The 19,401-nt window shown below is 67.0% G+C and carries 18 protein-coding genes and 2 pseudogenes; 15 read left to right on the top strand and 5 right to left on the bottom strand.

Features of this window, described 5'->3' with window-relative positions:
- Nucleotides 1–151: 151 nt before the first annotated feature.
- Together CXY70_RS11655 and CXY70_RS11650 are read right to left on the bottom strand one after the other, a co-directional pair.
- Nucleotides 152–2,380 (bottom strand): cation-translocating P-type ATPase, encoded by a 2,229-nt coding sequence (locus tag CXY70_RS11655; RefSeq protein ID WP_104192529.1) that lies wholly within the window; start codon nt 2,378–2,380, stop codon nt 152–154.
- Complete coding sequence (locus CXY70_RS11650) at nt 2,380–2,604, bottom strand: heavy-metal-associated domain-containing protein (protein ID WP_104192528.1); 225 nt, start codon at nt 2,602–2,604, stop codon at nt 2,380–2,382. The genes CXY70_RS11655 and CXY70_RS11650 overlap by 1 nt, the downstream gene beginning before the upstream one ends.
- 135 nt (nt 2,605–2,739) lie before the next feature.
- On the opposite strand from CXY70_RS11650, the gene CXY70_RS11645 reads away from it, so the two are divergent.
- Entirely contained in the window at nt 2,740–3,048 is a 309-nt protein-coding gene (locus tag CXY70_RS11645) for a metal-sensitive transcriptional regulator (protein WP_104192621.1), read from the top strand.
- 93 nt (nt 3,049–3,141) lie between these two features.
- A complete protein-coding gene (locus CXY70_RS11640) occupies nt 3,142–3,828 on the top strand; it encodes a response regulator transcription factor (RefSeq protein WP_104192527.1) in 687 nt (228 codons plus the stop codon).
- On the opposite strand, the gene CXY70_RS11635 is transcribed toward CXY70_RS11640, so the two are convergent.
- Complete coding sequence (locus CXY70_RS11635; protein ID WP_104192526.1) at nt 3,728–5,488, bottom strand: GAF domain-containing sensor histidine kinase; 1,761 nt, start codon at nt 5,486–5,488, stop codon at nt 3,728–3,730. The two genes, CXY70_RS11640 and CXY70_RS11635, sit on opposite strands and share 101 nt — an antisense overlap.
- Before the next feature lie 61 nt (nt 5,489–5,549).
- Nucleotides 5,550–6,404, bottom strand: a complete 855-nt coding sequence (locus CXY70_RS11630; protein WP_104192525.1) for a universal stress protein — start codon at nt 6,402–6,404, stop codon at nt 5,550–5,552.
- A gap of 264 nt (nt 6,405–6,668) precedes the next feature.
- Here CXY70_RS11630 and CXY70_RS11625 point away from each other — a divergent pair, with 264 nt between their 5' ends.
- From CXY70_RS11625 to CXY70_RS18360, 7 genes and pseudogenes are all read left to right on the top strand, one after another.
- The gene (locus tag CXY70_RS11625) at nt 6,669–7,724 is read left to right on the top strand and encodes a zinc-dependent alcohol dehydrogenase family protein (protein WP_104192524.1); all 1,056 of its coding nucleotides are present in this window, start codon (nt 6,669–6,671) and stop codon (nt 7,722–7,724) included.
- Nucleotides 7,725–7,747: 23 nt separating this feature from the next.
- Nucleotides 7,748–7,921: a flavodoxin family protein gene (locus CXY70_RS18040; protein ID WP_199183422.1), complete on the top strand. Its 174-nt coding sequence runs from the start codon at nt 7,748–7,750 to the stop codon at nt 7,919–7,921.
- Nucleotides 7,922–8,051: 130 nt separating this feature from the next.
- Nucleotides 8,052–8,603, top strand: a pseudogene (locus CXY70_RS18690) (universal stress protein); the annotation flags it as partial.
- 79 nt (nt 8,604–8,682) lie between these two features.
- Nucleotides 8,683–8,913, top strand: a complete 231-nt coding sequence (locus CXY70_RS18685) for a universal stress protein (protein WP_369852516.1) — start codon at nt 8,683–8,685, stop codon at nt 8,911–8,913.
- Between the two features lie 669 nt (nt 8,914–9,582).
- Complete coding sequence (locus tag CXY70_RS17825; RefSeq protein WP_158250969.1) at nt 9,583–9,960, top strand: hypothetical protein; 378 nt, start codon at nt 9,583–9,585, stop codon at nt 9,958–9,960.
- Between the two features lie 145 nt (nt 9,961–10,105).
- Nucleotides 10,106–11,029, top strand: coding sequence for a hypothetical protein (locus tag CXY70_RS11605; RefSeq protein ID WP_233205905.1), 924 nt, complete (start codon nt 10,106–10,108; stop codon nt 11,027–11,029).
- A gap of 44 nt (nt 11,030–11,073) precedes the next feature.
- Nucleotides 11,074–12,348, top strand: a complete 1,275-nt coding sequence (locus tag CXY70_RS18360) for a hypothetical protein (RefSeq protein ID WP_233205904.1) — start codon at nt 11,074–11,076, stop codon at nt 12,346–12,348.
- Nucleotides 12,349–12,363: 15 nt separating this feature from the next.
- On the opposite strand, the gene CXY70_RS17820 is transcribed toward CXY70_RS18360, so the two are convergent.
- Nucleotides 12,364–13,149 carry an NUDIX hydrolase gene (locus tag CXY70_RS17820; protein ID WP_158250968.1) on the bottom strand — a complete coding sequence of 262 codons (786 nt, stop codon included), beginning with the start codon at nt 13,147–13,149 and terminating at the stop codon, nt 12,364–12,366.
- Nucleotides 13,150–13,227: 78 nt separating this feature from the next.
- On the opposite strand from CXY70_RS17820, the pseudogene CXY70_RS11590 reads away from it, so the two are divergent.
- The 6 genes and pseudogenes from CXY70_RS11590 to CXY70_RS11560 form a co-directional block, all read left to right on the top strand.
- A pseudogene (locus CXY70_RS11590) lies at nt 13,228–13,417 on the top strand (2,3-butanediol dehydrogenase); the annotation flags it as partial.
- 62 nt (nt 13,418–13,479) lie between these two features.
- Nucleotides 13,480–14,244 (top strand): MBL fold metallo-hydrolase, encoded by a 765-nt coding sequence (locus CXY70_RS11585; RefSeq protein ID WP_104192521.1) that lies wholly within the window; start codon nt 13,480–13,482, stop codon nt 14,242–14,244.
- A gap of 566 nt (nt 14,245–14,810) precedes the next feature.
- Nucleotides 14,811–15,767, top strand: a complete 957-nt coding sequence (locus CXY70_RS11575; protein WP_104192519.1) for a hypothetical protein — start codon at nt 14,811–14,813, stop codon at nt 15,765–15,767.
- Nucleotides 15,768–17,336, top strand: a complete 1,569-nt coding sequence (locus CXY70_RS11570; RefSeq protein WP_233205903.1) for a hypothetical protein — start codon at nt 15,768–15,770, stop codon at nt 17,334–17,336.
- A complete protein-coding gene (locus CXY70_RS11565) occupies nt 17,336–18,013 on the top strand; it encodes an ABC transporter ATP-binding protein (RefSeq protein ID WP_104192518.1) in 678 nt (225 codons plus the stop codon). Before CXY70_RS11570 ends, CXY70_RS11565 begins: the two co-directional genes overlap by 1 nt.
- Nucleotides 18,010–19,344, top strand: a complete 1,335-nt coding sequence (locus CXY70_RS11560) for an ABC transporter permease (RefSeq protein WP_369852478.1) — start codon at nt 18,010–18,012, stop codon at nt 19,342–19,344. The genes CXY70_RS11565 and CXY70_RS11560 overlap by 4 nt, the downstream gene beginning before the upstream one ends.
- Nucleotides 19,345–19,401 lie beyond the last annotated feature (57 nt).

Raw genomic sequence — 19,401 nt, 5'->3', positions numbered from 1 at the left:
GACGGCGGAGTGGGGGCGGGCGCGGCATCCGCGGCACCCGCTCGCGCTGGGCCCACCTTATGAACGTGGGCCCAGTCTACAAACTGGGCCCACGTTCCGGGCCCGGGCCCCGTCTGCAAAAGAAACCACACACTCCCGACGCGAGAAACGCTCAGGCTACCGGCAGCGCCCGAAACCCGCGCAGGCGCAGGCTGTTGGTCACCACGAAGACCGACGACAGGGCCATCGCAGCGCCGGCGATCAGGGGATTGAGCAAACCGGCCATCGCGAGCGGTATCGCCGCGACGTTGTAGGCGAAGGCCCAGAACAGGTTGGCTTTGATCGTCGAGAGGGTGCGGCGCGACAAGCGGATGGCGTCTGCTGCGGCGAGCAGATCGCTGCGCATGAGCGTGAGGTCGCTCGCCTCAATGGCGACGTCGGTGCCAGACCCCATCGCAATGCCGAGGTCAGCGGTGGCTAAAGCGACGGCATCGTTCACGCCGTCGCCGACCATCGCGACCACGTGCCCTTTCGCCTGCAACTCACGAATCACCCGCGCCTTATCGGCGGGCAGCACCCCGGCGGTCACGTCGGTGATGCCGACCTCAGCCGCGACACTTTGCGCGGCGGCAGCATTGTCACCGGTCACCAGCAAGGGCGTCAGCCCGAGCGCGCGAAACCGAGCAACCGCAGCGACGCTCGTAGGTTTCACAGTGTCGGCGACGGTGATCACGCCGCGCACCTGACCGTCCCACGCCACCATGACGGCGGTCTTGCCGAGCCCCTCGGCGGTACCCATCACGGCCTGCATCGCGATCGGAACGGTTAGTCCCCACCGATCGATGAGCCACACCGGACGCCCGACCAGAATCTGCCGGCCGTCAACCGTGGCCTGCACTCCAAGCCCCTGGTCCGACAGGAACGCCGAAGACGACGGCACCGCACCCAAATGCGAACGAGCGCCCGCCGTGATCGCCCGGGCAATCGGATGCTCCGACCCACTTTCCGCAGCCCCGGCCAGCCGCAGCAGCTCGTCTTCAGAACCAGATTCGTACGCCTCTACGGTCGACAGCGTCATGCGCCCGGTCGTGACCGTGCCGGTCTTGTCGAGAACGATCGTGTCGACACGGCGCGTGGACTCGAGAACCTGCGGACCCTTGATCAGAATGCCCAGCTGCGCGCCGCGCCCGGTGCCCACCAGCAGGGCGGTCGGCGTGGCGAGCCCGAGCGCGCACGGGCAGGCGATGATTAGCGTCGCCACGGCCGCAGTGAATGCCATGGCCGGCCCGGCGCCGACCAGCAGCCAGCCGGCCAGCGTGGCCAGGGCGAGGCCGATCACGATCGGCACGAAGATGCCGGAAACCCGGTCGGCCAGGCGCTGCACCTCGGCCTTGCCGGTCTGCGCCTGCTCGACCAGTCGGCCGATCTGGGCCAGCTCGGTATTGGCGCCGACCTGCGTCGCCCGCACGACGAGCCTTCCGCCGGAGTTCAACGTGGCACCCACAACGCTATCGCCGGGCCCCACCTCTAGGGGCACCGATTCGCCGGTCAGCAGGCTCGCATCGATAGCACTCGAGCCATCGACGATCACCCCGTCGGTCGCAACCTTCTCCCCCGGTCGCACGACAAACTGGTCACCAACCACAAGCAGAGCGGTGCTAATGCTGCTCTCCACGCCGTCCCTCAGCAGGGTGGTCTCCTTCGCACCGAGCTCCAACAGCGCCGTGAGGGCCGCGCCGGAGTTGCGTTTGGCCCGTGCCTCCGCATAGCGACCAGCCAGAATAAACACCGTGACAGCAGATGCGACCTCGAGATAGATCTCGTCGGCGCCACTACCAGGGGTGGCCGAGAAGGTGAAGCTCATGGTCATTCCGGCCATGCCGGCCATGCCAAAGAACAGGGCGTAGAGCGACCAGCCGAGGGCGGCGAGCACACCGACGCTGACCAGGGTATCCATGGTTGCGGCGCCGTGGCGGGCGTTCACCCAGGCGGCGCGGTGGAACGGCCAGGCGCCCCAAATGGCGACCGGAGCCGCCAGGGTGAGGGCCAGCCACTGCCAGTTCGTGAATTGCAGCACGGGAATCATCGACAGGGCGGCAACCGGCAGGGTCAGCGCGGCCGAGACGAGCAGGCGCTGGCGCAGGGCAGACACCTCGAGGGAGCCGGCATCCGCAGTGACAACAGGGGCCGGCAGCGCGGCCGTGTAGCCGGTGGCTTCAATGGTCTTGATGGCGTCGTCGACGCTGGTCCCCTCTGGCACGAACACGCTCGCCTTCTCGGTGGCGTAGTTGACGCTGGCTTCGACCCCGGGCATCCGGTTGAGCTTCTTCTCTATGCGGGCAGCGCACGAGGTGCACGTCATGCCCCCCACGAGCAGGTCAACCTGTTGGCCGGCGGTCATCAGGCAGCGGCTACCAGCTGGTAGCCCGCCTCCTCAACGGCCGCGGCGACCAGGGTTCGGTCGAGTTCCGACGTGCTCGTCACGGTGACCTGAGAGGTGCCGCCTTTGACGAGTTCTACGGTGACGTTTTCGGCGCCCGCAAGAGCTGCGATCTCTTCGGTCACGCTCGCGACACAGTGGCCGCAGGTCATTCCGTCAACGCCGTACGCGGTCGTTATGCTCATGGTCGTTCCTCACTGTCTTGTATCCTCGAACGGGTACTCATTCGAGCATACCCCTTGGGGGTACCGTTTTCCCCACTATACCCCGAGGGGGTACACTTGGGTATGGGGTTCACGAGCAACGCAGAGGACAGTGTTATGAGCGATTCCGAGACCCACGACGGCCCGCACGGCTACATCTCGAACAAGGACGCCTATCTCAAGCGACTGCGCCGCATCGAGGGCCAGGCTCGCGGCCTGCAGGGCATGGTCACCGACGACAAGTACTGCATCGACATTCTGACCCAGATTTCCGCCATGACGAGCGCCCTTGAATCGGTCGCTCTCGGCCTGCTCGATGATCACCTCAACCACTGTGTCCTGCACGCGGCCATGGCCGGTGGCACCGAAGCCGAGGCCAAGCTGAAGGAGGCCTCGGCGGCCATTGCGCGGCTGGTGCGTTCGTAAAGGACCGGACCTTTGGCCCTAGTCGCCGGGCCTAGCCGCCCGCAACACTGTTAAGACGTATCGGGCCAGCGTGCCCGTGCGGGAAGGACCCCCATGAACCTGCCGCACAGCGCGCCGCGACCGACCATCGAGGCAGCGCCCGCCGTTCCCATCCGCGTTTTCATTCTCGACGACCACGAGTTGGTGCGGCGTGGCCTGCGTGAACTGCTCGAAGGTGAAGGTTTCGACGTCGTCGCCGACTCCGGCCTGGCCGCGGAAGCCACCGTCCTGATCCCGAAGTTGCGCCCCGACGTGGCCATTCTCGACGCCCGCCTGCCCGACGGCACCGGCATCGAGGTCTGTCGCGACGTGCGCTCGGTCAATCCGGCCTTGCAGTGCCTCATTCTCACGAGCTACGACGACGAGCAGGCGTTGCGCGGCGCGGTGCTGGCGGGCGCGGCTGGCTACGTGCTGAAAGAGATCCGCAGCACCGACCTGCTCGGCAAGATCCGCCGCGCTGCTGCCGGTGAATCCCTGTTCGACCCCGCGGTCAAGGCGGGCATCATCGCGGGCCTGGCCGATCCACAAGACGTGCGCCTCGCCTCCCTCACCGCGCAGGAGCGCAAGGTGCTCGACCTGATCGGCGAGGGCCTGACCAACCGTGAGATCGGGCAAACCATGTTTCTGGCCGAAAAGACGGTCAAGAACTACGTGTCTTCGATGCTGGCGAAACTGGATTTTCAGCGCCGAACCCAGGCTGCCGTGTACGTTGCGAAACGTGGAGACGAACACCAACGGTAACCTCCGGAACCGGTGCGGACCAGCGCAGCCGCGTTCCCTCCCCCACAACGCTGCGCACCGAGAATTTTCCGCCGAGGAGCATCGCCCGCTCTTTGAGGTTGTCCAGGCCGCTGCGCCGGTTGAGTTTACTGAAACCGCAGCCGTTATCGGCGATGACCAACTTGATCCGATCATTCTGAGCGTCAACCGAAATGTCGATCGTGCTCGCCTCTGAATGCCGCGCCGCGTTGCTGAGCCCCTCCGAGATCACGGCCAGCAGGCTGCTGCTGAGATCATCGGCGAGCGGCGCATCGATCGTCCCGGACAAGCGGATGCGCGGCGCGAACGGCAGGCTCGCCGCCCCCTCTTTAATCACGGCCAGAATGCGACTGCTCAGCGTGCCGGTGTCTTGCGCCATTCCGCGCAGCGAATAAATCGTGTCGCGCAGCTCCCGAATGGTGTCATCGAGCTCGTTTGTGACCGCGTTGATGCGATCCAGCGCGATCGGATCATTGGTGAACCGCCGTAGACTCTGCATGCTGAGACCGGCGGCGAATAGCCGCTGAATGACCAGGTCGTGCAGGTCACGGGCAATACGATCACGGTCACCGAGCACGGCCTGCTCTTCGCGCATGCGATGCACCGAGGCCAGTTCAAGGGCGAGTGACATCTGGGTACCGAAGACCGCGCTCATCTCCACATCGGTGAGGCTGTATTCAGCGGATGCCGGTGTCCGCGACAGCAGAATCACACCCTGCCCCTCCCCAGCTGGGCCCAGGGCAGCAATGAGCGTGGACCCCAGGCGCGACCACGCGGCGGCCGAGCCGGCTGCGGAATCCGCACCCTGCAGGGGCGGCTTGACGAGCGTGGCGGAGTGGCCGGTGGCCTGCAACTCGCTGAGCACGCCGGCCTGCAGCAACACGGTCGTGCCGACCAGTGCTGACGCGGCAGCACCGGTCACCGCCGTGCCGGCTGCGGCGGCGCAGTACAGGCTGTCGTCGGTGGGAAACCCAATCACGGCCAGGTCGGCGCCGGACGCCACGAGTGCTCGCTGAACGACAAGGTCGAGGCCGTTGCCCTCGCCGTCAACGGGGCGCAGCAGGTCGCGACCCATCGCAGCGACCGCCTCAAGCCAACGGGAGCGGGCGCGGGACTCATCGTAGAGACGCGCGTTCTCGATCGTGACGCCGGCGGCCGCGGCGAGCGCGACGGCGAGTTCCTGGTCTTCGTCCGTGAAGTCGCCGCCGCCCTCCTTCTCGGTGAGATACAGGTTGCCGAAGACAGTGTCGCGCACCCGCACCGGAACGCCGAGGAACGATTTCATCGGCGGGTGATGGGCAGGAAAGCCGAAGGAGTCGGGGTGGTCGTGCAGGTCATGCAGACGAATGGGGTGCGGTTCCCGGATGAGCAACCCGAGCACGCCGTGCCCGACCGGAAGCGCCCCGATCTGCCGAACGGTCTCCTCGTCGAAGCCGACGGTGACGAAGTGACTCAGGGCCTGACCAGTGCCGATCACGCCCAGGGCACCGTACCGCGCCTGCACGAGCTCGCAGGCCGCGGTGATGACGCGTTCCAGCACGGCCTCCAGGCTGAGGTCTTCGGCCACTGAAACGACAGCGTCGAGCAGACCGCGCATGCGGTCCTGGGTGCGGGCGAGTTCGGCGGCGGTCTGATCCGTCATCGTTGCCCCGCCCTCATGCCATCTGGTGCTCTAACCTTGGCACGACTTCGTAGCGGCAGAGCTACTTATGGGTGGTTCTGGTGACAATCGTCGGGCAAGGGATGTGCAGCAGCACCTCGTGGCTGACCGACCCCATCAGCAGGCGCTGCAGCGAGCCCCGGCCTCGGCTTCCAACGACGAGCAACTGGGCGTTTTTCGCGGCCGCAACGAGTGCCCTGGCCGGCGACTCGTCGGTCTCGAGAACCTGATGCACCACCAGGTCGGGGTATTGAGTTGTCAGACCCGCCACGGACTCGGCGAGCACCACACGTTCCTCTTCCATGCGCTCGGTCACAGCGTCGGCTGGAATGCTGCGCAATACCCGGCGATTCGGCAGATGCACGGCGTAGAGGGCATAAAGTTCTTGACCGGTGCGGTCGGCCTCGGCGGCGGCGAACGCCACGGCGACGACCGAGTCCGCGGAGCCGTCGACGCCGACGTAGACGCCGGTTCGCTCGGTTTCGGGCAGCGAGGGGATGACGGCGACCGGGCAGGTTGACAGCGCCGCGACCTGCAGGCTCACACTCCCGAACAGTTCCCCTTCAACCCGGCCCTTGCGATCGGTGCCGACGACGATGAGGGCCGCGTCTTTCGACAGCTCGCTGAGCACGCGCGGCGCACTCCCCGTGCGCAGCTCGGTGTGGGTGGTGACCGCGGGCGCGAGGGCCTCGGCGCGGGCGCCGGCCTTGGTGAGCAGCTTCTTCTCAGCGTCGAGAATGCTGTCGTAGTAGCCGTATCCGTCGGCCAGCCAGGTTTCATACACGGTGTGCATGAGCGTCACCGGACTTTTGACACTGTCGGCCCGGGCCATGGCCCACACGAGGGCGGTCTCGCCGGCGGCCGAATCATCGATGCCAACCACAATCATCCGGTTCATTGCTCTACCTCGTTCTTGATCGCAGGTCGCAGGTCGCAGCAGTGGAGTCCTCCGCCACGAAGGAGGAGCTGATGCCCCATCGCCTCACGCCTATTCTGTCAGCCGCCCGTGCCAACACGTAGGGCCGGAAGTCCCGATTAGGTGACTAATCTGCGGCCCCGTCTGGGCGGGACTTTTGGCCCTAGTCGGCGGCGACCGCTCGGTCGTACCGTAGCCCTGACAGGTTTTTTGCCCGCCCATATTCTAAGAATCAAGGAGAAACCCGTGAAGGCACTCGTTTATGGTGGCCCCGGCCAGAAGAGCTGGACCGACGTTCCTGACCCGACATTGCACAGCCCGACCGACGCCATCGTGCGCGTGGACACGACGACGATCTGCGGCACCGACCTGCACATTCTCAAGGGCGACGTTCCTGCTGTGGCTGTCGGGCGCATCCTCGGCCATGAGGGCGTTGGCACCATCACTGAGGTCGGTTCAGCGGTCAGCAACCTGAAAGTCGGCGATCGCGTCATCATCTCCTGCATCAAGAGCTGCGGACACTGCGGTAATTGCAGCAACGGTCTCTACTCGCACTGCCTCGGCGACGAGGGTGCCTCCGGCATCGGCTGGGTCTTCGGCCACCTGATCGACGGCACCCAGGCCGAGTTCGTGCGCGTGCCCTACGCCGACAACTCCCTGCACAAGCTTCCGGAGGACGTCAGCGATGACCAGGGTGTCATGCTCAGCGACATTCTGCCGACCGGTTTTGAAATCGGCGTGCAGTACGGCCGGGTCAAGCCCGGCGACGTCGTCGCCGTCATCGGCGCCGGCCCGGTCGGCCTGGCCGCCATTGCCACTGCCGGCCTGTACGGCGCAGCCAACATCATCGCGATCGACCTCGACGAGAACCGTCTCGAGCGCGCGCGCGACTTCGGCGCGACCGACACCGTCGTCTCCGGGGCCGCCGATTGGAAAGAACAGGTTCTGGCCCTGACCGACGGTGCCGGCGTCGACGTCGCGATTGAGGCCGTCGGCATTCCGGCGACCTTCACCATGGCCACCGAGATTGTGCGCCCGGGCGGCAACATCGCCAACGTCGGCGTGCACGGCCAGCCGGTCGACCTACACCTCGAAAACCTCTGGATTCAGAACATCAACATCAGCATGGGGCTGGTCAATGCCAACACCACGAAGATGTTGCTCAAGCTCGTCGCGAGCAAGAAGCTGCAGGCCGAAAAACTAGCCACGCACCACTTCACCTTCGACCAGTTCCTCGAGGCCTACGACACCTTCAGCCGTGCCGCCGAAACAAAAGCACTCAAGGTCGTCATCACACGCTAACAACGTTTTCCCTGGAGGTTTTCATGCGCGCCCTGATCGTCTACGAATCGATGTACGGCAACACCCGTCTCGTCGCGGAGGTGATCGGGCGTGGCCTGGCCCCGGCCAAGGTGACCCTGGTACCGGGCGAGGTTCGGCGCGCCGAGGCGTGGGGCGCCATGCTGCGGGTGCGCACGCAGGCTGCGGCATCCGTTTGAATCATTGGGCGTGACGTGACTTAAGGCCCTACTCGGCGGTGCTGGGGATGGCTAACGTGAAGAACACTCGCTGGTGACCCTCACACGACATTCCCGCTCGTGGCCCACCACCGGAGAAGGGATTGAGCTCATGACCAACACGCTCACACGAAACCAGACGGTGGTCGCCTGGGATGGGTCGGACCCCGCTCGGGCAGCCCTGGATTGGTCACTCGCCCGCTGCAACGAGGGCGAGCTCACTCTGGTGCGCATCCTTGACCGCACGGTGTCGTCGGCGGACTACTTCACCGAGGAGTCCACCAACGCGCGCGCCCGCGAGGCACTCAAGGACGACGCCGATCGGGTGAGCGCGCAATACCCCAATCTCACCGTGCACGCCGACCTGCGTTCCGGGGACCCGATCACCGAACTGCGCGCGTTGAGCGGATGCGACACCATCGTTGTGGTCGGAACGCACCGTCGCCGCGGCTCGACCCTGCGCTACGAATGGTCGATGGGCGCCCGGCTGGCCGGTTCGGCTCGGGGACCGATCGCGATTATCCCGGAGAGCGACAGCAAACACCACGCGGGGGTCGTGGTCGGCGTCGACGGATCTGCGGCCTCGAACACCGCCGTGGACTTCGCCGCAGCGGAGGCCGACCGCACCGGCCAGGAACTTCACGCCATCCACGCGTGGCAAGAGCCGCTCGTCTGGCGCGATACGACCGAACCCGACGCTCGGTTGCTGCAGACGCTGGAAAACTCCCACCGGCGCATCCTCGATGAATCACTACTCACCGTGGCCCGCCGTTATCCGGCCCTCGATTCGGGCCTCGCTGGTGCGCGGTGCCCCGCAATCGGCGCTGCTCGACGCAGCCCGGGGGGCCGCGCTGCTCGTCGTTGGCGACCACGGGCAGAAGGGCATCTCGAAACTGCTGCTCGGTTCGGTGAGTCACTCGATCGTGCTGAACATCCAGTCACCCATGGTGGTTATCCCCGCCCCGACCACCTGACCGGTCGCCCCGCGCGGGTCGCCCCGCGCGAAACCTGCGCCCGCGCACAGCCTGCAGGCCACTGCGTGTCCCACGAAGTGGCTGGTGAGTTCGCGGCACGCGTTTGGGAAGCGGGCACCCCGAGGAACGCGTGCCAGCTTTCCTAACGGGTGCCGCGACGAGCCCCCCGCTGTTGTCGCGCGGCTGCGCGGGAGGTGCGCCGGTACGCGGGAGGTACGGCAACAGGCATCCGTCGGGTCGCATCGCGCTGCGCGGTTGGTGGGCCGTTGCGCGGGAGGTACGGCCTCGGGGCCACTCCTGCCGAGACCGCTGCGCGGGTGTTGCGCCAGTAAGCGGGATGCACGCCGGTACGAAACACCGGCGTGACACGACCCGCTGGATCTGCGCCAGTACGCGGGAGTTGCGCCTCCCGCGCAGCGGCGCAAGTCCCGCGCGAGGCGGAAACGCCCTGAGGACGGGGCGTAGACATCGCGGGGCACGCGCGCGAGGCGAAGCATTAGCCGTACTGGCTAGTCGTAACCGCTGGACTTTGCCGCTAATACACGACCCGAAAGTCACCGATGAAGGTGATCCTGTTGCCCTCCGGAGGACGATGGTAGAGAGCTGAACGCCCTTGTTCGCCTGCACGATCTCGCCCGGGTACAACCCGCGATCGTTCAATTCGGCGAGGTGCGGCGGCCGGTCATCGACGGCGAAATTCAGCAGACCGGTGCCGGCGCGGGTCTCATCGTGCGTGAGCTGCAGCCATCCGTTATCGGTCACCTGCCATTCCACGAGCAGGCCGGCCATTGGAGCGTTGTCGGCTGGGCGCCCGAGAAGTCGTTCGTACCAGCGGTGTGCAGCATCAAAATCGGTCACCGGCACGACGGCGAGCAGATGATTGATGGTCACGGGGCCTCCTCGGTTCATGCCAGGTGTCGCCACCGCACCCCGATGATCGTGAATGGTCCAGATCGCGTCGCCGGAGTCGGCCGGAGCGGCCAAATGAGCTCGCGGCACTCGTTGAAGATGGCGGCACCCCTAGGAAGGAGTGCCCGGTTCTCGTAGAGGTGCCACGAGGGTCGGGTGCCCACCTCTCGGCGCGGTGCCACGTCGACCAACGTGTTCCGTTCCTGCGGAGGTGCCCCCTGAGCCAGCGGCCGGTCCCGCGGCGAGGTGCCACGAGCCGGCCCCGCCCGGTTAGGGTTTTGGTATGAGCCTTTTCGCGCAGACCCGTCGTTCCCTGCGCAGCCTGGCCACCGGAGCGGCCCTCATCGGGCTTGCGGCGACGCTCATCGCCCTCCCGGCCACGGCCGCCGTAGCCGCCGCGCCGCTGTCGGCAGCCGCGACCGACCCGGCACCGATCGACCCGGCGACCTTCAACCCCGGTCTCATCATCAGCGATTTCAACTTCTTCAACCCGGACGCCCTGACCGAGAGCGGCATCCAGGATTTTCTCGAACAACGCTCCTGCCGGCCGAGCGACGGAGTGCCCTGCCTTTGGGAGTTCCGCGAAACGACGACCAGCCAGCCGGCCAAGGGTGACGGGCACTGCCTGCCCTACACCGGCGCGGAGAAGGAAACGGCCGCCCGGATCATCGCTAAGATCGCGGCAGCCTGCACGATCAGCCCCGAGGTCTTACTGGTGTTGCTGCAGAAAGAACAGTCCCTGCTGACCCGACCGAGCGCATCCGGTTATCTACGTGCCACCGGCTACGGCTGCCCGGACACCGCGGACTGCGACGCCCAGTATTTCGGTTTCTTCAACCAGGTCTACAACGCGGCCTGGCAGTTTCGGCAGTACACCCAGGAGCCCGACCGGGCGTTCAAAATAGGCAAGGTTGACGTGGGCTTCAACCCCGACGCCGAATGCGGGGCCTCCGCCGTCGCCATCAAGAACCAGGGCACCGCCAACCTGTACAACTACACGCCCTACCAGCCCAATGCGGTTGCCGTCGCAAATGCCGGCGACGAGGGCGACGGATGCTCGACCTACGGCAACCTCAATTTCTGGCTGTTCTACAACGACTGGTTCGGGGATTCGACCCTCGAACCGTTCTCCGTGATGTTCGACGACTGCCTCAACTATGTCGGCGGCCAGGGCTGCCGTGCTCCAACGCTCCTTCCCACACCGTGAGTCCGGTCGCCGCTGAACGCGGTTTGGGTGCGTGGGGTGCGAGCATGGGGCAACTGGCGCGAGTGACTTGCGTCGCTGTTGTCCTCGCAGCGACCGTTGTAGCAGCGCCCGTCATCGCTGCGTCCTCGGCGTCGGCAGCCAACGACTACCCCACCTGGGCCGAGGTCGACGCCGCCCGGTCGAGCGCGGCCGCCACGGCAGCCGAGGTGCACCAGATCGAGTCGGTGCTCGATAGCTTGCAGTCGCACGCGGCCGAGCTCGGAGACACGGCTGTGACCGAGACCGCGCTCGCCGCCGGGGCTCAGGCCGAGCTCACCAAGGCGACCGCCCAGCAAACTGTACTGACTACGCAAGCGGATGCAGCATCCGCTCGGGCAGACGCGAGCGGTGAGCGCCTAGGTGTGCTCGGCGCCCAGCTCTACCGCGCCGGCGGCAACAGCCTCGCGGTGGGCGCCCTCTTCGATGGCGGGGAGGCCGACGACCTGCTGTTTCAGCTCGGTGCCATGTCCCGGCTCACGGAACAGGCCGGACTCATCACCGAGCAGGCCGATGCCGAGCGCAACGCGGCCGAAACCCTCACGGCCCAGGCCGAGATGAAGGCGCGCGAGCGCGACCGCCTGCACGACGAGGCTCGGTCGGCTCTAGCGTCCACCGAGACAGCACAGCAGGCAGCGGACGCCGAAGTTGCCCTTAAACAGGCCGCCGGCGATGTGCTCTATGCCCAGCTGGCCTCCCTTAAAAACACGTCCGCCGAGGTGGAACGGCAGCACCACAGCGGCGTGATGGCGCAGCGCGATTACGAGGCGCAGCAGCGGCAGGCAGCGAAGAACGCCGCAGCCGGAGATGCGGCCGCACAACCGAGCGTTCCGAACCTTCCGAGCGTTCCAAACATTCCGAACGTTCCGAACGTTCCAAGCGTTCCGAACGTTCCGAACGTTCCAAGCGTTCCGAACGTTCCGAACGTTCCAAGCGTTCCGAACGTTCCGAGCGTTCCCCCGAGCGGCGGCACGGTCGACCGCCCCGGTGCCCAGCGCATTGCAGCGGCCCAGGTGGCAGCCAGGGGCTGGAACGACGCCGAGCTGACCTGCCTGGTCTCCCTGTGGCAGCGCGAGTCTGGCTGGCGAGTGAACGCCTACAACGCCAGCAGCGGCGCGTATGGAATTCCGCAATCACTGCCCGGAAGCAAGATGGCGTCGGCTGGCGATGATTGGCAGACCAACCCGGCTACCCAGATCAGCTGGGGCCTCGGCTACATCGCCTCCCGTTACGGCACCCCCTGTGCGGCCTGGGCGCACTCGGAGAGCCACAACTGGTACTGAACCGCCGGTAAAAGCTCACGCCCGAACATTGAACACCCAGGGCACCTGGCCGATCTCGAGGCGGTGCCGACCGCCTGCCTGCTCGGCGAGGGCGTCATCGGCGTGGGCGACATCCCCCGCCCAGAACAGCGCCGGCCCCCGCTCGCTCGTACCGAGCCGGGTTTCGTAGTGTGCCAGAGGGCGCTGCCCGGCACTCGCCACGATGTCGGCTACGGCCCCAAATCCCTGCAGACCGTGCAGAGTCACCCAGGTCGGAGCTACGAGAATCATCAAAGCGGATGCGTGCCGCTCCAGCGCCGTCTCCGGCCGCAGCCAGGCGTAGTCAATGACCTCATCCTCGGCGAGCACGATGGTGCCGGGCGGTGCCGTCGCGACGTAGAACCAGGTGCGCAAACGCTTCGGGGCGCTGCGCGGCGGCACCCACACCGCCGTCGCGATAAGCGCCTCGGGCCTGACCACGAGCCCGGTCTCTTCCCGCAACTCGCGCACGGCAGCCCGACGGGCGGCGAGCTGTTCGACAACCTCCGCCGCGGGGCCAGGCCCGCCAGGCAGGCCCGCCGAGCCGCGGCCGGCCGCCGGCTCACCCGCGCTGGCGGGGCCAGCCGGCGCCGCGGCATCCGCTGCCCGCTTGTCGCCCGGGTCGACGCCGCCACCGGGAAACACCCACGCGCCGGCGAAAGACCCACGATGACGGGGGCGTTCGAGCAGCAGCACTTCGGGCCCGGTGGCACCGTCACGCAGCAAGACCACGGTCGCCGCAACCCCTAGTAGTGGTCGCGCTGCCTCGGTATCTCGCGTCATCTCTGGTCCTTTGGGTGTCGGGTCGTGCCGTCTCGTCCACACTAACGCCGGGTATCGCCCGGCCTGCTCGTCGCCGCCGTGCCCAAGGCGATCGACCTGCGTGGAACGATCGCTGACGTGCGCGACCATCAAGCTCGTTCAGGACGGCCGGGTTGAACTGGCGCCGTTCATCACCGGCCGCATCGCACTCGATAACCTGATTACCGTGGGCTTCGACACCCTGATCAACCACAACGAGACCGCAGTCACGATCATCGTTCACCCCTAACCCGCGTAAACCGGCGGCACCTCCGCTCGGGGCGCCGCCGATCGCGGCAGTAGGCTGCCTTCATGCCCGCCATCCTGCGCACGAGCCCGCTCACCCGCAGCCTGCTCGCGCCAAATGCCGGTCCGATGACGCTCGACGGTACCAACAGCTACCTCATCGGGGCGCCCGACGCACCAGCGTTGGTCGTCGTCGACCCGGGACCGCTCGACGTGGGCCACCTTGCCACGCTCGCCGCTGCCGGCCGGGTCGAGCTCGTGCTGATCACACACCGACACGCCGATCACACGGCGGCGGGGGTTCGATTCGCGGAGCTCACCGGGGCCCCGGTGCGGGCCTTCGATCCGGCCTTCTGCGTGAATGGCGACCCACTCACCGACGGGGAGCTGATTGCGGCCGCCGGCACCAGCATCCGGGTATTAGCTACCCCCGGGCACACTGACGACTCGATCTGCCTGCACCTGCCCGGCGACGGCGCCACCGGCTCTGTACTGACCGGCGACACCATTCTCGGCCGCGGAACGTCGATCATCGACGGCGCCCTCGCCGACTATCTAACTTCGCTCGAGGCCCTGCGCGCGCGCGGGCCGGCCATCGTGCTGCCCGCGCACGGCCCGGTGCTGCCCGACCTCGCGGCCATCTGTTCCGCCTACCTCGCGCACCGCCACGAGCGTCTCGACCAGGTGCGCGCGGCGCTCGACACCCTCGGTTCGGCGGCGACCGTGGCGCAGGTCACCGACATGGTCTACGCGCAAACGGATGCCGCGGTGCGGTTCGCCGCGGAAGCATCCGTTCGCGCGCAGCTGGCCTACCTGCGCGACCCGCTCTAACCGAGCTCGCAAGCTTGCGTGCCGGGCTTCTCTTCCTCCGGGGCGCGGGCCGCCAGAGCCCGGGCCGTCAGGGCCCGAGCTGTCAGGGCCCGGGCCCTGACAGCGGCTGTGTCTGCTGCAGCGCTGAACCGGGCATTTCTGATCCCCGAGCTGGCGGTTCGGGCGACCTTATTGCTCTGTTTGGGGTTTTGGGCCATGGTGCATTTTCCAATCACGTGAAACTGGGAGGAGACTCCTCGATAAACCCTATCCGTGCCTCACACCCCATAACTCCTGCAATCTGTCTTGACGGTATTCAACTCTCCCGTCATCACGCGGATCTGCTCATCAAGGTTGAGAAATTGCAGGAGTTATGCCCGCGACCTTGAGGCTTTCCCAGCAGCCTCCCGCTCAAGCACAGGCAGACCCGACAAGTTGCAGGCAAAACAGACCAAGCAGTATTGTTCATGTAGCGCTGCAACGGGGCGTCCACCCCCATCCGTTCTCGCGGTGCGCTAGCGTATGGGGAGATCGGGGGCGGCGATCGGTTCGTGGCGCAGCCCAGACAATGCTAAAAGGGGAACCTCATGCGCCATCGCTCACTGCTCACTGCCATCGCCGCCGCCGCTCTCTTATCGCTGACGCTCGCGGGGTGCAGCGGCGAGAAGGCCGCCGAGAAGCTCGACCCGGCCGAGGGCCCATTACAGAAGTACATGTCGGGGATCTACGAGGGCTACGACGAAGACTCGGCGATCGCCGCGCAGAACGACCAGGAGGAACTCGTGGCCACCTGCATGTCCGACGAAGGCTTCGACTACACGCCCGTCAACGCCTCGCAGTACAGCGGCATGATGAGCGATGACGGTGAAGAGTACGGCACCGAGAAGTGGGTGGCCGAGAACGGCTACGGAATGAGCCAGTCCCCGGAGCAGATCGCCGAGCAGGAGGCGCAGAGCGCGGAAATCGTCGACCCAAACCAGGACTACCTGGCGTCACTCTCCGAGAGCGAGCAAGCCGCCTACAACGAAGCACTTTACGGTCCGCAGCCCACTGAGGAGGAGCTTGCCGACGGTTCCTACACCGACAGCTACGAAACCAAGGGCTGCTACGGCGCGGCCCTTCAGGAAATCAACGGCGACCAGCCGTCGCAGGAAGAACACGCCGCGCTGTACGAAGCCATGAGCGCCCTGTACGAAGACCTGCAGGCCTCCCCCGCGATCGTGAAGCTAGACGCCGAATGGGCGGCCTGCATGGCCGACGACGGATACGCGACCTTCGCGAAGAAGGCAGACGCTCAGGAGTCGGTCATGAACGAGCAAAACGCGCTTTACGAAGACCAGACGGGCGCTGCCCCCGACGAAACGATCCTCGCCGACCTCCGCGAAAAGGAACTCGCACTGGCCATGGCCGACTACACCTGCGCCGAAGATGTTGACTACACGGAAGCAACGACCAAGGTGCAGTTCGAGCTCGAAGAGCAGTTCATCACCGACCACAAGTCCGAGCTCGACGCGCTCATCGCGGACTCCGAGCAAGGCAAGTAGGTGCCGCGCCTGTTCGGACGACGAAAGAGCGAGCCCGACGCAACCGAGGTGATCGACCTCGACGCTGTCGCCCCGCCCACCCGCTCACGCAGTCAAGGCTGGCGTCGCGTGTTCGCCGGCAACCGCGTGATCTGGGTCATGGCCACGGTCGCCATCATCGCGCTCGTGGCCGGTCTCGGGCTTGGCCAGCTGATCGTCTCACCCGGGCAGGCTGCAGCGGATGCCGACGCTCCCGCCGGCGGACTCATCACGGTCCCCATCGAAAACCGGCAACTGGCTAATGACGTCACCATGCGCGGCGACGCCACCTACGCCGACTCGGTGGAGGTCAGCATTGAAACCGGCGAACTCGCCGGGGCTCCCATCGTCACCGGTCAGGTGCCCGAGGTCGCCGCCATCTTCGACACGGCCTCGATCGCGCTCGAAGTCACCGGCCGCCCGGTAATCGTGTTGCCCGGCGACCTGCCGGTCTACCGCACCCTTCGCGTCGGCGTCTCCGGCCCCGACGTGCTGCAGTTCAAGCAGGGCTTGAACGCGGCCGGAATCGATGCCGGCGCGCTCGACTCCGACGTGTTCGACGCGCAAACAGCGAGTGCCGTCACAGCGCTCTACGCCAAGGTCGGCTACCCGGCTCCCACCGGCGGCACCGACGTTGCGACCGCGGTGAGCGGTGCCGAAGCCGGAGTCACGAGCGCGCAGGCATCCGTCGACAGCGCCGCTGGCGCCCTCACCACCGTGCAGGGCGCCGCGTCAAACGTTGACGTGGTCGAGCAGGGCAATCTCGTGCGCAGCGCGCAGCGCGCGCTTGCCCTGGCCAGAACCGAGGGAACCCCCAACGCGATAGCGGATGCCGAGGAGTCTGTCACCCTGGCCGTCGCCCGCCAGGCCCAGGCTCTCGCGCCACGCGACGCGAGCGCTGAAAAAGCCGCCGTCACCGCGGCCAAGGCCGAACTGACCCGTGCAAACGAGACCCTGAGCGACGCCCGTGACGGCGCACTCGCGTATCTTCCGTCCGGCGAAGTGCTCTACCTGCCTGGCCTCCCCCGCCGGGTCGACGAGATCAGCGTCAAACGTGGATCGAGTATCACCGGGCCGGTCATGCGGGTCTCCGGCGCGACGCTCGTGATCTCCGGCTCGGCGACCGCGAGCGATGCAGCCCTGCTTACGGTCGGCGCCCCGGCCATACTCGCTATGCCCGACGGCGACCAGCCCGCGACGATCTCCTCGGTACTCCCCACCGAACCGGCCAGTGGCGAAGCCGCAAGCGGCCGCTTCACCGTATTGTTCGCTCCCGACGCCCTCACCGACGAGCAGATCCAGGCCGTGCAGGGCAGCAACGTGCGCGTGCGCATCCCGGTCAGTTCAACCGAGGGCGATGTACTCGCCGTCCCGCTCGCCGCGCTGACTGCGGGGCCCGGCGGCGAATCCCGCGTCGAGTTTGCTCCCGGCGGCTCCGCCGACACGGTGCTGGTCGAGGTCACGACCGGGCTCGCCGCCGAAGGCTTCGTCGAGATCACGGCCGTCGACGGCTCGCTGGGCGTCGGGGACCTCGTCGTGGTGGGCCGGTGATGACAGCCCCGGTCGTCGAACTGGTCAACGTCACCCGGTCGTTTCCCGGCCCGCCCGAGGTGCAGGCGCTCAAATCGGTCAACCTGCGGGTGGAGCGCGGCGACTACCTGTCGATCGTCGGCCCGAGCGGCTCGGGCAAATCCACGATGCTCAACCTGCTCGGTCTGCTCGACCGGCCGAGTGTCGGCGAGTACCATCTCGACGGCACCTCAACGAGCATGCTCGATGAGAAGCAGCGCGCGATCGTGCGGGGCGGCACCATCGGCTTCGTCTTTCAGGCCTTCCACCTGCTGCCGCACCGCACCGTGCTCGACAACGTGCTGCTCGCCACCCTGTACAGCGGTGTGCCGCGCGCCGAACGCGAGGACCGCGCCCGCGCCGCCCTCGACCGGGTGGGCCTCAACCATCGGCTGGATTTTCTGCCCGGCACCCTCTCCGGCGGCGAACGCCAGCGCGTGGCCGTGGCACGCGCTGTCGTTGCTTCGCCCGAACTGCTGCTCGCCGACGAACCAACCGGCAACCTCGACGAGACCACCGGCGGCGAGGTCATGGACCTGTTCGAAGAGCTGCACGCCGACGGCCTCACGCTTATCGTCATCACGCACGACCACGCCGTGAGCGATCGGGCCGAACGCCGCGTGCGCATCACCGACGGCCGCCTGAGCGAGCTGTCATGAAGGCCTTCTTCAAGCGGATGCTGCGCCGCCGTTCCCGCGTCGCCGCGGTCCCTGATACCGAGCTGACGGCATCCGCTGAACTGACGCCCAGCATCGTTCCGGTCATTCGTCGCGCCGACCGGTTCTCGGTGCAGGACCTGATGGTCGAGGCGAGTTACGGCGTGGGCGCCCGCCCGAGCCGACTCGTGATGACGACCCTCGGTACCGTGCTCGGCATCGCCTCGCTCGTGGTCACCATTGGATTCGCGCAGACCGCCGCCGGGCAGATTTCCAACCAGTTCGACGCCGTCTCGGCGACCCAGGTCATGATCGAGCCGGCCTCAACGCGCAATTCGAGCGGCAACGAACAGGCGGCCGGGCGGCTGCCGTGGGATGCCCCGGAGCGGGTGAATCGCCTTGCCGGGGTGGAACGCGCGGGTCTCGTAGCCGAGGTCGACGTCGAAGACCAGCTCGTGACCTCCGTTCCCGTCAATGACCCCTCGGCCGCGCAAACCCTGAGCCCCGCCGTAATCGCCACCTCGCCAGGCTTGCTCGCCGCAGTGCGCGGGCAGGTCATCACCGGGCGCTACTTCGACGTCGGACACGACGAGCGCGCCGACCGGGTCGTCGTGCTCGGGGCCCGGGCCGCGGAAACGCTCGGCATCAACCGGGTCGACTCGCAGCCGTCGATCTTCATCGGCGAGGTGCCGTACACCGTCATCGGCATCATCGACGGCGTCGAGCGCCGCGCCAACCTGCTCGACGCCGTCATTGTGCCGCTCGGCACCGCGCGCGCCGACTTCGGACTCAGCGCCCCGACCGAACTGCACGTGCAGATCAATGTCGGCGCCGGCACGCTCGTGGCCCGGCAAGCACCGATCGCACTCGACCCGAACGCGCCCGAAAACTTCACGGTGCAGGCGCCCGCCGCCGCGTCGTCGCTCCAAGACAATATCCAGGCCGACATCAACATCGTCTTCCTCACGCTCGGTATTATCGCCCTGCTCGCCGGCGGTCTCGGCATCGCCAACGTCACCCTGCTCTCGGTACTGGAACGGGTCGGGGAGATCGGCCTGCGCCGCGCGCTCGGCGCGACCAAGCGCGATATTGCCCGCCAGTTCATCGTGGAGTCAGCCGTGATCGGCCTGCTCGGCGGCCTGATCGGTTCGGCAGTCGGGGTGTTCGCGGTCGTCGTTGTGTCGCTGCTGCAGGGCTGGACGCCCATACTCGACCCCTTCGTGGCCATCGGCGCCGCCCTGCTCGGAACCGTCGTCGGGCTCGCCGCCGGCGCCTATCCCGCGGTGCGCGCCTCCAACATCGAGCCGATCACGGCCCTGCGCGGCGGCACCTAGGAGCCAGTCAAGGCAGTCCGCGTGCCGAATACCGTGGTGGCCTGTGGCCCCGCATCT

The sequence above is a fragment of the Cryobacterium sp. Y82 genome, assembly GCF_002929495.1.
GTDB lineage: Bacteria > Actinomycetota > Actinomycetes > Actinomycetales > Microbacteriaceae > Cryobacterium > Cryobacterium serini.
The sequence above is the reverse complement of the archived record's forward strand: the minus strand, read 5'-3'. Positions and strand labels throughout refer to the sequence as shown.

Bases quoted from the DNA above. Each gene is read 5' to 3' on its own strand.
- CXY70_RS11630 (WP_104192525.1), bottom strand. From the start codon at position 6,404: ATGAACCGGATGATTGTGGTTGGCATCGATGATTCGGCCGCCGGCGAG.
- CXY70_RS17820 (WP_158250968.1), bottom strand. From the start codon at position 13,149: ATGACGCGAGATACCGAGGCAGCGCGACCACTACTAGGGGTTGCGGCG.
- CXY70_RS11640 (WP_104192527.1), top strand. From the start codon at position 3,142: ATGAACCTGCCGCACAGCGCGCCGCGACCGACCATCGAGGCAGCGCCC.
- CXY70_RS11575 (WP_104192519.1), top strand. From the start codon at position 14,811: ATGCGCCATCGCTCACTGCTCACTGCCATCGCCGCCGCCGCTCTCTTA.
- CXY70_RS18685 (WP_369852516.1), top strand. From the start codon at position 8,683: ATGAATCACTACTCACCGTGGCCCGCCGTTATCCGGCCCTCGATTCGG.
- CXY70_RS11635 (WP_104192526.1), bottom strand. From the start codon at position 5,488: ATGACGGATCAGACCGCCGCCGAACTCGCCCGCACCCAGGACCGCATG.
- CXY70_RS11560 (WP_369852478.1), top strand. From the start codon at position 18,010: ATGAAGGCCTTCTTCAAGCGGATGCTGCGCCGCCGTTCCCGCGTCGCC.
- CXY70_RS11605 (WP_233205905.1), top strand. From the start codon at position 10,106: ATGAGCCTTTTCGCGCAGACCCGTCGTTCCCTGCGCAGCCTGGCCACC.
- CXY70_RS11650 (WP_104192528.1), bottom strand. From the start codon at position 2,604: ATGAGCATAACGACCGCGTACGGCGTTGACGGAATGACCTGCGGCCAC.
- CXY70_RS11645 (WP_104192621.1), top strand. From the start codon at position 2,740: ATGAGCGATTCCGAGACCCACGACGGCCCGCACGGCTACATCTCGAAC.
- CXY70_RS11565 (WP_104192518.1), top strand. From the start codon at position 17,336: ATGACAGCCCCGGTCGTCGAACTGGTCAACGTCACCCGGTCGTTTCCC.
- CXY70_RS18360 (WP_233205904.1), top strand. From the start codon at position 11,074: ATGGGGCAACTGGCGCGAGTGACTTGCGTCGCTGTTGTCCTCGCAGCG.
- CXY70_RS18040 (WP_199183422.1), top strand. From the start codon at position 7,748: ATGCGCGCCCTGATCGTCTACGAATCGATGTACGGCAACACCCGTCTC.
- CXY70_RS11655 (WP_104192529.1), bottom strand. From the start codon at position 2,380: ATGACCGCCGGCCAACAGGTTGACCTGCTCGTGGGGGGCATGACGTGC.
- CXY70_RS11585 (WP_104192521.1), top strand. From the start codon at position 13,480: ATGCCCGCCATCCTGCGCACGAGCCCGCTCACCCGCAGCCTGCTCGCG.